The organism is Aquabacterium sp. OR-4 (assembly GCF_025290835.2).
In the GTDB taxonomy this organism is placed as follows: Bacteria; Pseudomonadota; Gammaproteobacteria; order Burkholderiales; family Burkholderiaceae_C; genus Pseudaquabacterium.
The window spans coordinates 2,416,953-2,429,483 of the sequence record NZ_JAOCQD020000001.1; the positions used below are offsets into that span (position 1 = coordinate 2,416,953).

11 protein-coding genes are annotated in these 12,531 nt (G+C 71.1%); 2 read left to right on the forward strand and 9 right to left on the reverse strand.

Annotated elements, in window-relative coordinates; genetic code table 11:
* Positions 1–38: 38 nt before the first annotated feature.
* The 5 genes from asd to N4G63_RS10465 all read right to left on the reverse strand — a co-directional run bounded on the left by asd (position 39) and on the right by N4G63_RS10465 (position 5,945).
* Positions 39–1,208: an aspartate-semialdehyde dehydrogenase gene (asd, locus tag N4G63_RS10445; protein WP_314599648.1), complete on the reverse strand. Its 1,170-nt coding sequence runs from the start codon at positions 1,206–1,208 to the stop codon at positions 39–41.
* A gap of 99 nt (positions 1,209–1,307) precedes the next feature.
* Entirely contained in the window at positions 1,308–2,399 is a 1,092-nt protein-coding gene (gene leuB / locus N4G63_RS10450) for a 3-isopropylmalate dehydrogenase (protein WP_260788352.1), read from the reverse strand.
* Between the two features lie 418 nt (positions 2,400–2,817).
* A complete protein-coding gene (gene leuD, locus N4G63_RS10455) occupies positions 2,818–3,468 on the reverse strand; it encodes a 3-isopropylmalate dehydratase small subunit (RefSeq protein ID WP_314599649.1) in 651 nt (216 codons plus the stop codon).
* 14 nt (positions 3,469–3,482) lie between these two features.
* Positions 3,483–4,937: a 3-isopropylmalate dehydratase large subunit gene (gene leuC, locus N4G63_RS10460; RefSeq protein ID WP_260788355.1), complete on the reverse strand. Its 1,455-nt coding sequence runs from the start codon at positions 4,935–4,937 to the stop codon at positions 3,483–3,485.
* A gap of 3 nt (positions 4,938–4,940) precedes the next feature.
* Positions 4,941–5,945 carry a LysR substrate-binding domain-containing protein gene (locus tag N4G63_RS10465; RefSeq protein WP_260788357.1) on the reverse strand — a complete coding sequence of 335 codons (1,005 nt, stop codon included), beginning with the start codon at positions 5,943–5,945 and terminating at the stop codon, positions 4,941–4,943.
* Between the two features lie 202 nt (positions 5,946–6,147).
* Here N4G63_RS10465 and nadA point away from each other — a divergent pair, with 202 nt between their 5' ends.
* Both nadA and nadC read left to right on the forward strand, forming a co-directional pair.
* The gene (gene nadA / locus N4G63_RS10470) at positions 6,148–7,209 is read left to right on the forward strand and encodes a quinolinate synthase NadA (RefSeq protein ID WP_260788359.1); all 1,062 of its coding nucleotides are present in this window, start codon (positions 6,148–6,150) and stop codon (positions 7,207–7,209) included.
* A gap of 53 nt (positions 7,210–7,262) precedes the next feature.
* Positions 7,263–8,156, forward strand: a complete 894-nt coding sequence (gene nadC, locus N4G63_RS10475) for a carboxylating nicotinate-nucleotide diphosphorylase (protein ID WP_260788360.1) — start codon at positions 7,263–7,265, stop codon at positions 8,154–8,156.
* On the opposite strand, the gene nadB is transcribed toward nadC, so the two are convergent.
* From nadB to bioB, 4 genes are all read right to left on the reverse strand, one after another.
* Entirely contained in the window at positions 8,144–9,919 is a 1,776-nt protein-coding gene (nadB, locus tag N4G63_RS10480) for an L-aspartate oxidase (protein ID WP_314599650.1), read from the reverse strand. The two genes, nadC and nadB, sit on opposite strands and share 13 nt — an antisense overlap.
* Before the next feature lie 460 nt (positions 9,920–10,379).
* Positions 10,380–10,859, reverse strand: coding sequence for a universal stress protein (locus N4G63_RS10485; RefSeq protein WP_260788364.1), 480 nt, complete (start codon positions 10,857–10,859; stop codon positions 10,380–10,382).
* A gap of 123 nt (positions 10,860–10,982) precedes the next feature.
* Positions 10,983–11,450, reverse strand: coding sequence for a VOC family protein (locus tag N4G63_RS10490; protein ID WP_260788365.1), 468 nt, complete (start codon positions 11,448–11,450; stop codon positions 10,983–10,985).
* Between the two features lie 53 nt (positions 11,451–11,503).
* Positions 11,504–12,529 carry a biotin synthase BioB gene (gene bioB, locus N4G63_RS10495; RefSeq protein WP_260788366.1) on the reverse strand — a complete coding sequence of 342 codons (1,026 nt, stop codon included), beginning with the start codon at positions 12,527–12,529 and terminating at the stop codon, positions 11,504–11,506.
* Positions 12,530–12,531 lie beyond the last annotated feature (2 nt).

The window sequence follows — 12,531 nt, forward strand, 5'->3', positions numbered from 1 at the left end:
ACGCTTGACGCGTGATTTACCGGCAGTTCACGCCAGTATCAACGCTCGATCAGGATGCGAAGCATGCGACGCAGCGGCTCGGCAGCGCCCCACAGCAGCTGGTCGCCGATGGTGAAGGCCCCCACATACGCGGGGCCCATCGCCAGCTTGCGCACCCGGCCCACGGGGATGGTCATGGTGCCGGTGACGGCCACCGGCGTCAGATCCTGGATCGTGGCCTCGCGGGTGTTGGGCACCAGCTTCACCCACGGGTTGTCGGCGGCGATCATGGCCTCGAGGTCGGCCACCGGCACGTCCTTCGTCAGCTTGAAGGTCAGCGCCTGGCTGTGGCATCGCATCGCCCCCACGCGCACGCAGAAGCCGTCGACCGGGATCGCGGCCGAACCGAAGCCTTCGCCCTGGCCGAGGATCTTGTTGGTCTCGGCCATGCCCTTCCACTCTTCCTTGGACTGGCCCCAGCCGGGCTCGTCGCGGCCCTTGCCGATGCCCAGATCCTTGTCGATCCAGGGGATCAGCGAGCCGCCCAGCGGCACGCCGAAGTTGGCGGTCTCGGCGGCCGACAGGCTGCGCTGCTTGGCGATGACCTTGCGGTCGATCTCGAGGATGGCGCTCTTGGGGTCATCGAGCAGGGCCTTGACCTCGGCGTTCAGCGTGCCGTACTGGGTGAGCAGCTCGCGCATGTGCTGGGCGCCACCGCCGCTGGCGGCCTGGTAGGTTTGCGTGGACATCCACTCCACCAGGCCGGCCTTGTACAGCGCGCCCACGCCCATCAGCATGCAGCTGACGGTGCAGTTGCCGCCGATCCAGTCGCGACCACCGGCCGCCAGGCTGCTCTGGATGACCGGCATGTTGACCGGGTCGAGCACGATCACGGCCTTGGGGTCCATGCGCAGCGTGCTGGCGGCGTCGATCCAGTGGCCGGTCCAGCCGGCGGCGCGCAGCTTGGGGTACACCTCGCTGGTGTAGTCGCCGCCCTGGCAGCTGATGATGGCCTCGCAGCGCTTGAGCGCGTCGATGTCGTAGCCGCTTTGCAGCGTGGTTTCGTTCTTGGCCTGGGCCGGGGCAGCGCCACCGGCGTTGCTGGTGGAGAAGAACAGCGGCTCGATCAGCGCGAAGTCGTTCTCGGCCTGCATGCGGTCCATCAGCACCGATCCGACCATGCCGCGCCAGCCGACCAGGCCGACGAGAGGGTTCTTGGACAAAGCCATCTCAATTACCTTTTCAACAGTCAACTCCAGACCCTGGGTTCTCCCGGCTCGAATCGCCAGGGTCCAGAGGGAGGGTGTGGGCGAAACGATCCGAGAGCGCTAGCTCTTGGTAATGGTTTTGCCGGTAATTGCCGCAACCACGGCGTCGCCCATGGCGACGGTGCCCACCTTGTGCGTGCCCTCGGACCAGATGTCGCCGGTGCGCAGACCGGCCGACAGCACCGCCTGCACCGCGGATTCGATCCGGGCGGCAGCGTCGGGCTGGTGGAGGGAGTAGCGGAGCATCATGGCAGCGGAAAGGATTGTAGCCAACGGGTTGGCCACACCCTTGCCGGCGATGTCGGGCGCGCTGCCGTGGCTGGGCTCGTACAGGCCCTTGTTGGCCTTGTCGAGGCTGGCCGAGGGCAGCATGCCGATGCTGCCGGTGAGCATGGCGGCCTCGTCGGACAGGATGTCGCCGAACATGTTGCCGGTGACCACCACGTCAAAGGCCTTGGGCGCCTTGACCAGCTGCATGGCCGCGTTGTCGACGTACATGTGGTCGAGGGCCACGTCGGGGTACTGGGCATGCACCTCGGTGACCACGTCCTTCCAGAACTGGAAGGTCTCCAGCACATTGGCCTTGTCGACCGAGGTGACCTTCTTGTTGCGCTTGCGTGCGGCCTGGAAGGCCACATGGGCGATGCGCTCGATCTCGGGCCGGCTGTAGCGCATGGTGTCGAAGGCTTCCTCGGCCCCGGGGAAGTGGCCATCCACCGCCACGCGGCGGCCGCGCGGCTGGCCGAAGTAGATGTCGCCAGTGAGCTCGCGGATGATCAGGATGTCGAGCCCCGCCACCAGCTCGGGCTTCAGGCTGCTGGCATGGGTGAGCTGCGGGTAGCAGATGGCCGGGCGGAAGTTGGCAAACAGGCCCAGGTGCTTGCGCAGGCCCAGGATGGCCTGCTCAGGCCGGAACTGGCGCTCGAGCTTGTCGTACTTCCAGTCGCCCACGGCGCCGAACAGCACGGCGTCGGCGCTCTTGGCCAGGTTCAGCGTGGCCTCGGGCAGCGGGTGGCCGTGGGCGTCGTACGCGGCACCACCCACCAGGGCGGTCTCGGTTTCGAACTTCAGGTCGAGGACGTTCAGCACCTTCACGGCCTCGGCCATGATTTCAGTGCCGATGCCGTCACCGGGGAGGATGGCGATCTTCATGGGTTGCTCTCTTCTCTTTACGGTATTGCTTGAAATTGTGGCCTGGGGTGGGGTGTTTGGCTTGGCTTGGCTTGGCTTGGCTTGGCTTGGCTTGGCTTGGCTTGCTTCGGCTTGCGCGGGGTCCGCGGCCGCCGGGTGACCGGATTGCTCCGTGTCCCCCGGGCGCCGCTGCGCGACGCCCTCCTCCTTTACCTGCGCAATCCGGTCACCCGGCGTCCGCGGCCCTGGCACCGTTGCCCACTGCGCCGAGGTTCTTGGCATGCGGCGGTCGTTCCTTAGCGCCGGGGTGGGGTGGCGCGCTTTACGCAGGTAAAGGAGGAGGCCGGAGCGAAGCGCAGGCCGGGGGACACGGAGTAAAGCGCGTCACCCCAGCCCGGCGCGATCGCTCAGACTGCAGCAAACCATCGGCCCAAACCTATCACCCACCCAGCTTCTGCGCCAACCAAGGCATGCGCGCAATGCGCTCGGCCTCGAAGGCCTTGATCTTGTCGGCGTGGCGCAGCGTCAGGCCGATGTCGTCGAAGCCGTTGACCAGGCAGTACTTGCGGAAGGCCTGCACCTCGAACGGGATCTCGCTGCCATCGCCCTTGACGATCACCTGGCGCGGCAGGTCAATCGTGAGGCTGTAGCCCGGGAAGGCCGCCACTTCGTCAAACAGGCGAGCCACCACGGCCTCGTCGAGCGCGATCGGCAGCAGGCCGTTCTTGAAGCAGTTGTTGAAGAAGATGTCGGCAAAGCTGGGCGCGATGATGGCGCGAAAGCCATATTGCTCCAGCGCCCAGGGCGCGTGCTCGCGGCTCGAGCCGCAGCCGAAGTTCTTGCGCGCCAGCAGCACGCTGGCACCGGCGTAGCGCGGCTGGTTGAGCACGAAATCGGGGTTGGGCCGGCGCTCGGCGGGGTTCTGGCAGGGCTCGCCCTTGTCGAGGTAGCGCCACTCGTCGAACAGGTTGGGGCCGAAGCCCGCGCGCGCGATCGACTTGAGGAACTGCTTGGGGATGATCGCGTCGGTGTCGACATTGGCGCGGTCCATCGGGGCCACCAGGCCCTGGTGCACGGTAAAGGCTTGCATGGGTTCGGGCTCCTTCAGGCGATGCGGCGCACGTCGACAAAGTGGCCGGCCAGCGCGGCGGCGGCGGCCATGGCCGGGCTCACCAGGTGGGTGCGGCCGCCATTGCCCTGGCGCCCTTCGAAATTGCGGTTGCTGGTGCTGGCGCAGCGCTCGCCGGGCTCCAGGCGGTCGGCGTTCATGGCCAGGCACATGCTGCAGCCGGGCTCGCGCCACTCGAAGCCGGCGGCCTTGAAGACCTCGTGCAGGCCCTCCTTCTCGGCCTGCGCCTTCACCTGGCCCGAGCCGGGCACCACCATCGCCAGCTTGACGTTGGCCGCCACCTTGCCACCCACCTTGCGCACCACGGCGGCGGCTTCGCGCATGTCCTCGATGCGGCTGTTGGTGCAGCTGCCGATGAACACCTTGTCGATGAGGATGTCGCCGATGGCCTTGTTGGGCTGCAGGCCCATGTAGCTGAGCGCGCGCTCGATGGCGCCGCGCTTGACCTCGTCCTTTTCCTTGTCGGGATCGGGCACACGGCCGTCGATGGGCAGCACCATCTCGGGGCTGGTGCCCCAGGTCACCTGCGGCAGGATCTGCGCCGCGTCGAGCTCGACCACGGTGTCGAACACCGCGCCGGGGTCGCTGTGCAGCGTGCGCCACTGGCTCACCGCGTGATCCCATTCCACGCCACCCACGAAGCGGCCGGTCTGCGCATCGGTGCCGGGCGTGAACGGCCGGCCCTTGACGTACTCGAGCGTGGTGTCGTCCACCGCCACCAGGCCGGCGCGGGCGCCGGCTTCGATGGCCATGTTGCACACGGTCATGCGGCCTTCCATGCTGAGGCCGCGGATCGCCGAGCCGGCGAACTCGATGGTGTAGCCGGTGCCGCCGGCGGTGCCGATGCGGCCGATGATGGCCAGCACGATGTCCTTGCCGGTCACGCCGCGGGCCAGCGTGCCCTCCACCTTGATCAGCATGTTCTTGGCCTTCTTGGCCAGCAGGGTCTGGGTGGCCATCACATGCTCGACCTCGCTGGTGCCGATGCCATGCGCCAGCGCACCGAAGGCGCCATGGGTGCTGGTGTGGCTGTCGCCGCAGACCACGGTCATGCCCGGCAGCGTGGCGCCGTTCTCGGGGCCGATGACGTGCACGATGCCCTGGCGCTTGTCGAGGAACGGAAAGTAGGCCGCGGCGCCGAAGGCCCGGATGTTGGCGTCGAGCGTGGTCACCTGCTGCTTGCTGGTGGGATCGGTGATGCCGTCGTAGCCCAGCTCCCAGCCGGTGGTGGGCGTGTTGTGGTCGGCGGTGGCCACGATGGAACTCACCCGCCACACCTTGCGGCCGGCCAGGCGCAGGCCCTCGAAGGCCTGCGGGCTGGTCACCTCGTGCACCAGGTGGCGGTCGATGTAGAGGATGGCGGTGCCGTCGTCCTCGGTGTGGACGACGTGGTCGTCCCACAGCTTGTCGTAGAGCGTGCGTGCGGTCATGGCTTACCTCTTGGGGGAGCGGGATTGTCGCGCCGAAGCCGCGTCGGGCCCAGCGCCGGAAAGGCTTGTATCGGTGGCCGCGGGCGGGCACAGCGCGTCGATGAAGCGCTGCACCACCGCCGGCTGCACCGCCTGCGGGCGCACCGCCAGCAGGTAGGGGCGGCGCGACCAGTCTTCGGCCAGCGCCAGCGGCGTGATCGCGAAGATGCGGGCAAAGCGCTGCGCCACCACCGCCGGCAGCACGGCCACGCCCAGGCCGGCCTCCACCAGCTGGGCGATGGCGTCAAAGCCGCGCACCTGCACCCGCACGTTGAGCGTGCGGCCCAGCGCCTGGGCACGCTCGCGCATCTGCTCGTGCACCGCGGCGCCCAGGTGCAGGCCGACGATGTCGTAGCCCAGCAGCGCGTCGAAGCGCACCGCACCGGGCGGTGCCTCGGCCACGCCGACGCCCGCCTGCGGCGCGCCGGCCTGCCGGGCCAGCGCATGGCCCTGCGGCACCAGCACCGCCAGCTCGCCATCGCGGTAGGGCCGGCAATCCAGTCCGGCCTCGTGCTGCGGCGGCACGAAGATGCCCACATCGGCGCGGCCCGAGGTCACCGCCGCCTGCACCTCGGCACTGGTGAGGTCTTCAAGGCTGATGCGGATGCCCGGATGGGCCTGGCTGAACGCCGCCAGATCGGCCGGCAGGCATTCGGCAATGGCCCCGGCATTGGCGGCGATGCGCAGGTGGCCCTTGATGCCGCGCGAGAACTCGACCACCTCGCTCTCCAGCGCATGCAGGCTGGCGTGCAGCGAGCGGATGTGGCGCACCAGCGCGCGGCCGGCCTCGGTGGTTTCAACCCCGCGCGCCCGGCGCTCGAACAGCGCCACGCCGAGCCGGGTTTCCAGATCGCTCAGGCGCTTGCTGGCGGCGGCCAGGGCCAGGTGCTCGCGCTCGGCGCCGCGCGTGATGCTGCGCGTCTCGGCAATGGCGAGCACCAGGTTCAGCGTGACGAGGTCGAAGCGCATGCGGCGGGCGGCGGGCTGGCGGACGGCGGAGGTGCACTTGTGGGGATGGCGCACCCAGACCCCAATGATGCACGAAGCCTGAGCAGCACGTTCTCAGCAATTGGCAATCCACACTTCGTGCCACACGAACGCTGAAGCCGGCCGCTGCCGGTAGCATGCGCGGCCTGTGTCGCCCACATGTCAGCCGCATGACGCCCGCCGCATGAGCCTTGCCACCACCCCCCTGCCCACCGCCGCCGCGCCGGCCCTTGACCCCGCCGCACTGGCCGAGCAGATCCGGGCCGAGCTGCGCGCCCGCGACGCGGTGCTGGTGGCCCACTACTACGTGGACGGCGCGCTGCAAGACCTGGCCCAGGCCAGCGGCGGCTGCGTGGCCGATTCGCTGGAAATGGCGCGTTTTGGCCGCCAGCACCCGGCGCGCACCCTGGTGGTGGCCGGGGTGCGCTTCATGGGCGAGACGGCCAAGATCCTGTCGCCCGACAAGCGGGTCTTGATGCCCGAGCTCGAGGCCACCTGCTCGCTCGACCTGGGCTGCCCGCCCGAGGCCTTTGCGGCCTTCTGCGATGCCCACCCCGAGCGCAGCGTGGTGGTGTATGCCAACACCAGTGCCGCGGTGAAGGCGCGTGCCGACTGGATGGTGACCAGCGCCTGCGCGCTGCCCATCGTGCAGCACCTGGCCGACCAGGGCCGCAAGATCCTGTGGGCACCCGACAAGCACCTGGGCCACTACATCCAGCAGCAGACCGGCGCCGACATGCTGATGTGGGACGGCAGCTGCATCGTGCACGAGGAGTTCAAGGCCACCGAGCTGCAGCTGATGCGCGAGCAGTACCCCGACGCCCTGGTGCTGGTGCACCCCGAGAGCCCGGCCGGCGTGGTGGCCCAGGCCGATGTGGTGGGCTCGACCTCGGCGCTGCTGAAGGCGGTGGCCGATGCGCCCGCCGGCCGCTTCATCGTGGCCACCGACAACGGCATGCTGCACCGCATGCGCCAGCTGGCACCGGCCGCGGTGCTGATGGAAGCCCCCACCTCGGGCCGCAGCGCCACCTGCAAGAGCTGCGCGCACTGCCCGTGGATGGCGATGAACGCGCTGGAAGGCGTGCTGCACTGCCTGCGCAGCGGCAGCGGCGAGATCCGGCTCGACGAGGGCGTGCGCCTACGGGCGCTGGGCTGCATCGAGCGCATGCTCGACTTCACCGCCACGCGGCCCGCCGCCACCGCCGTGCCACCCGGCGGCTTTGTGCGCCACATCGGGGCCGCCTGAGCCTCGCCTCGCCTCGCCTCGCCTCGCCCCGCTCCGCCCAGCCCAGCCCAGCCATGACCGAACGCTTCCAACCCACGGCCGCCAACGAGGGCCTCGAGGCCGCACGCCGGCGCAACATCCACGACGCGCTGGCCGAGGACATCGGCCGCGCCGACTGGACCGGCCTGCTGGTGCCGGCCACGGCCCGGGTGCGCGCCGCGCTGCGTGTGCGCGAGGCCGCGGTGCTGGCCGGCCGCGACTGGTTCGAGGGCTGCGTGCGCGCGCTCGATGCCGACGCCCGGCTGGCCTGGCGCTGCGACGAAGGCGCGCTGATGGCGGCCGACAGCATCGTGTGCGACATCGAGGCCCAGGCCCGCGCACTGCTGGCGGCCGAGCGGCCGGCGCTGAACTTCCTGCAGCTGCTGTCGGCCACCGCCACGCGCACGCGGCAGCATGTGGATGCGATTGCCGGCGCCTCGCCCAACCCGCGCGGCTGCGCCATCCTGGACACGCGCAAGACCCTGCCGGGCCTGCGTCAGGCGCAAAAGTACGCGGTGCGGGTGGGCGGCGGCTGCAACCAGCGCCTGGCGCTGTGGGACGGCATCCTGATCAAGGAGAACCACATCGCCGCGGCCGGCGGCATCGCCCCGGCGCTGGCCGCGGCGCAGGCGCTGGACGCCGGCGTGTCGGTGCAGATCGAGGTGGAAACCATCGCCCAGCTGCGCGAAGCCCTGGCCCATGGCGCCACCAGCGTGCTGCTCGACAACTTCAGCCTGGCGCTGATGTGCGAGGCGGTGGCGCTGAACGCCGGCCGCGCGCTGCTGGAGGTGTCGGGCGGCGTCACGCTGGCGCAGCTGCGCGACATTGCCGCCACCGGGGTGGACCGCATCTCGATCGGCAGCCTGACCAAGGATGTGCAGGCCACCGACTATTCGCTGCGCGTGCTAGGGCCTGTTCACACGACGTGACGCCCGTCCAGCACGGTGGCCAGGGCCACCGGCAGCGTGTCGGGCCAGTCGCGGCTGTGGTGCAGGCCGCGGCTTTCATGCCGCTGCAGCGCGCTGCGCACCACCAGCTCGGCGCAATCGACCAGGTTGCGCAGCTCCAGCAGGTCGCGCGTGAGGCGAAAGCGCGCGTAGTACTCGTCGATCTCGTGGCGCAGCAGCGCGATGCGGGCCTGCGCCCGCTGCAGCCGCCGCGTGCTGCGCACGATGCCCACGTAGTTCCACATCAGCAGTCGCAGCTCGTCCCAGTTGTGGCTGACCACCACCAGCTCGTCGGCGTCGCTGACCTGGCTCTCGTCCCAGGCCGGCAGCGGCGGCACCGCCCGCGGCGGCTCGGCCAGCAGGTGCTCGGCGCAGGCGCGGCCGGTGACCACGCATTCCAGCAGGCTGTTGCTGGCCAGGCGGTTGGCGCCATGCAGGCCGGTGCAGGCGGCCTCGCCCACGGCGTGCAGGCCCGGCAGATCGGTGCGGCCGGCCAGATCGGCCACCACGCCGCCGCAGCTGTAGTGCGCCGCCGGCACCACCGGGATGGGCTGGCGCGCGATGTCCAGGCCCAGCGCCAGGCAGCGCGCATGGATGGTGGGAAAGTGCTGCTTCAAGAAGGCCTCGCCCAGCGCGGTGGCGTCGAGCAGCACATGGTCGAGGCCATGGCGCTTCATCTCGGCGTCGATGGCGCGGGCCACGATGTCGCGCGGCGCCAGCTCGGCGCGGGCATCGTGGGCTGGCATGAAGCGCAGGCCGGCGGCGTCGCTGCTGCCGCCCACGCCCGGCGGCAGGCGCAGCACCGCGCCTTCGCCGCGCAGCGCCTCGGTGATCAGGAAGCGGCGGTCCTGCGGGTGGTACAGGCAGGTGGGATGGAACTGGATGAACTCCATGTTGGCCACCCGGCAACCCGCGCGCCAGGCCATGGCCACGCCGTCGCCGGTGGCCGTATCCGGGTTGCTGGTGTAGCGGTAGACCTTGCCGATGCCGCCGGTGGCCAGCACCACGGCCTGCGCCGGCAGCGCCTGCACCCGGCCACTGGCCAGATCGAGCGCGTAGACGCCCCACACGCGCGGCGCGGCGCCTGCAGGCGCCATGGCGTCGTCGGCCGGGGCGTGATTGGCCGGGGCGCCATCGGCCGAGGCGCCATCGGCCGGGCCGGCAGCGCCCAGGTGGCGCCTGGTGAGGTGGCGGTCGGTGATCAGGTCGACCACCATGGCCTCGGTGCGCACCTGGATGTTCGGGTGCGCCAGCACCTGGCGCAGCAGCGCGGCATGGATGGCGGCGCCGGTGGCATCGGCGGCATGGGCGATGCGGCGCACGCCGTGGCCGCCCTCGCGCGTGAGGTGCAGGCCCAGCGGGCCGCCCGACTCGGCCGTGAACGGCACGCCCTGGGCCTGCAGCCAGGCCACGGCCTCGGCACTGGCCGCCGAGATGCGGCGCGCCGCCGCCTCGTCCACCAGGCCGGCGCCGGCCGCCATGGTGTCGTGCACATGGGCCTCGACGCTGTCGTCGGCCCCCAGCACGCCCACGATGCCGCCCTGGGCCCAGGCGGTGGCGGCATCATCGAGCCGGCGCTTGGCCAGCAGCAGCACCGGCTGCCGCCGCGCCAGGTGCAGCGCGGTGCTGAGGCCGGCCAGGCCGGCACCGACCACGATCACCGGCGCCTCGCCCGGGCCGCTGCGGCGGGTGGCGGCGGCCGGGGCGGCGGCCCGGGCGGCGGATTCGGTGGCGGCGTGGGTCATGGCGGGCGCTGAAGCTGCGGATGCGGATGCGGATGCGGATGCGGATGCGGATGCGGATCGTGCCTGAAGGCGGGTGGGTCGGGGCTGGCGGGCCCGGCATCCGGCCCTGACACCCGGGCATGAAATCCGGGCCAGACACCCAGGCCTGACGCCCAACGCCATACACCCAACACGCATGTTACGCGGCAATGCCAGCCGGCACCGTGCCGGCGGCGCCGCAGCGCCATCGGGGCGGCCGCAAAACCATTGGGGGGGGTGCGGCCCGCGCCGCACGCCGCCGCCGACTCACATCGGTGAACGTGGGCGGGGGCGGGCTTGCGCGCCGGGTAGGCGCCTGGGTGTCCGGCGGGGCCGCGGCTGCATCATCGGCGCAGCGGCGGCCGGGCGTGCACGCAAGTCTTCAACACGGGCTTCGCCCGGCACGAAACCAGCCCGGGCAAGGCGGCGGCCTGCCGCCGGTTCAGTCGCCCTCGGCGGCCACGCCGTCGTCCACCGGTTCGGCCGGCTCGGCGGCCACCGCCCGCACCACGGTCACCGGCACCGGGCTGTGGTCCAGCAGGGCCAGGGCCACGCTGCCCGGCCCGCCGGCCTGGGCATCGGTGACGCCGCGCGCGCCCATCACCACGGCCTGGCAGCCGTAGTTCTCCAGCAGCTCCAGCAGCAGCGGCGCGGGCTGGCCGCCGGCCACCTCGCTTTCCCACGACACGCCGGCCGCGTCCAGCAGCGCCTCGGCCGGGGCCAGCAGGTCGGCACCAGCGGCGGTGCGCACCGCCTCAAGCACCTGGGCATCGTGGGCGGTGACCACCTCGTACAGCGATGGCGGCTCCTGCACGTTCACCAGCACCATCTCGGCCGCCAGGCCCTGGCGCACCAGGGCCAGCGCATGCGCCACGGCCGCCAGGGCATCGGGTGAACCGTCAACGGGCAGCAGGATCTTCATCATGGGCTCCAGGCCTGGCTTCGATGCACCAGCATACGCGCCACCCTGGCCGGTGCCTTGCCCACGGTCAAGCCGGGCCGGCGGGCGCCGCCGTGGTGTGCCCCGGTGGGTCTTGCCCGGGCCTCAGCCCAGCGCGGCCACCACCTCGGGCGGGGCCTGCACCAGCTCGATCAGCACGCCCTCGCCGCCGATCGGGAACTCGTCGCTGGCCTTGGGGTGGATGAAGCAGATGTCGTGGCCCGCCGCACCCTTGCGGATGCCGCCCGGCGCAAAGCGCACGCCGTTGGCGCCCATCCACTCGACGGCCAGGGCCAGGTTGTCCACCCACAGGCCCACATGGTTCAGCGGCGTGGCGTGCACGGCCGGCTTCTTGTCGGGGTCGAGCGGCTGCATCAGGTCCACCTCGACCGCATGCGGCCCAGAGCCCAGCGCGCAGATGTCCTCGTCGACGTTCTCGCGCTCGGACACGAAGCTGCTCTTGACGCTCAGGCCGAAGATGTCGACCCACAGCTTCTGCAGGCGCTGCTTGTCCGGGCCGCCGATGGCGATCTGCTGGATGCCGAGGATCTTGAAGGGCTTGGGCGTGGGCATGGCGGTCTTTTTTGATGGACGGTGGTGGCGCGCCGTGGCGCGGGCTCGGATGCTCAGGCGCCGGCGCCGGCCACCGGCAGATCCAGCCGGCGCAGCAGCGCGCGGTCGGCCTGCGCATCGGGGTTGCCGGTGACCAGCAGCTTGTCGCCGTAGAAGATCGAGTTGGCGCCGGCCATGTAGCACAGCGCCTGGATGCCGTCGCCCAGCTCGCGGCGGCCGGCCGACAGGCGCACCCGGGCCTGCGGCATGCTGATGCGCGCGGCGGCAATCACGCGCACCACCTCGAACGGATCAACCGGCTCGGCGCCGGCCAGCGGCGTGCCTTCCACGCGCACCAGCTGGTTCACCGGCACCGATTCGGGCTGCGGGCTCAGGCTGGCCAGCTCGGCGATCAGGCCGGCGCGCTGCGCCTGGGTTTCGCCCATGCCCACGATGCCGCCGCAGCACACGGCAATGCCGGCCTCGCGCACATGGGCCAGGGTGTCGAGCCGGTCCTGGTAGGTGCGGGTGGAGATGATGTCGCCGTAGAAATCGGGCGCGCTGTCGAGGTTGTGGTTGTAGTAGTCGAGCCCGGCCTCGCGCAGCGTGCGGGCCTGGTGCTGTTCCAGCATGCCCAGCGTCACGCAGGTCTGCAGGCCCAGGTCCTTCACGCCGCGCACCAGCTCGGCCACCTTCTCGACATCGCGGTCCTTGGGCGCACGCCAGGCGGCGCCCATGCAAAAGCGCGCGGCCCCGGCGGCCTGCGCCGCACGTGCAGCCTCGAGCACGCTGTCCAGGCCCATCAGCTTGCCGGCCTCGACACCGGTGTCGTGGTGCGCGCTCTGCGGGCAGTAGCCGCAATCCTCGGGGCAGCCCCCGGTCTTGACCGACAGCAGCGAGGCCAGCTCGATGTCACCCGCCGGAAAGTGGGCGCGGTGCACCGCATGCGCCTGCTGCACCAGGGCCATGAAGGGCTGCTGCATCAGCGCCAGCACGGTGTCGGCCGTCCAGCGGCCGGTGGCGGCAGCGGGGCCGGTGGCAGCGGCCGGCGCGCGGCGGTGCAAGGTGATGGGTTGCGGCAGGGTGGACAACTGGCTCATGG

Coding starts and splice junctions, on each gene's coding strand:
- N4G63_RS10485 (WP_260788364.1), bottom strand. CDS start 10,859: ATGAAGATCCTGCTGCCCGTTGACGGTTCACCCGATGCCCTGGCGGCC.
- leuB (WP_260788352.1), bottom strand. CDS start 2,399: ATGAAGATCGCCATCCTCCCCGGTGACGGCATCGGCACTGAAATCATG.
- nadA (WP_260788359.1), top strand. CDS start 6,148: ATGAGCCTTGCCACCACCCCCCTGCCCACCGCCGCCGCGCCGGCCCTT.
- N4G63_RS10490 (WP_260788365.1), bottom strand. CDS start 11,450: ATGCCCACGCCCAAGCCCTTCAAGATCCTCGGCATCCAGCAGATCGCC.
- asd (WP_314599648.1), bottom strand. CDS start 1,208: ATGGCTTTGTCCAAGAACCCTCTCGTCGGCCTGGTCGGCTGGCGCGGC.
- bioB (WP_260788366.1), bottom strand. CDS start 12,529: ATGAGCCAGTTGTCCACCCTGCCGCAACCCATCACCTTGCACCGCCGC.
- nadB (WP_314599650.1), bottom strand. CDS start 9,919: ATGACCCACGCCGCCACCGAATCCGCCGCCCGGGCCGCCGCCCCGGCC.
- N4G63_RS10465 (WP_260788357.1), bottom strand. CDS start 5,945: ATGCGCTTCGACCTCGTCACGCTGAACCTGGTGCTCGCCATTGCCGAG.
- nadC (WP_260788360.1), top strand. CDS start 7,263: ATGACCGAACGCTTCCAACCCACGGCCGCCAACGAGGGCCTCGAGGCC.
- leuC (WP_260788355.1), bottom strand. CDS start 4,937: ATGACCGCACGCACGCTCTACGACAAGCTGTGGGACGACCACGTCGTC.
- leuD (WP_314599649.1), bottom strand. CDS start 3,468: ATGCAAGCCTTTACCGTGCACCAGGGCCTGGTGGCCCCGATGGACCGC.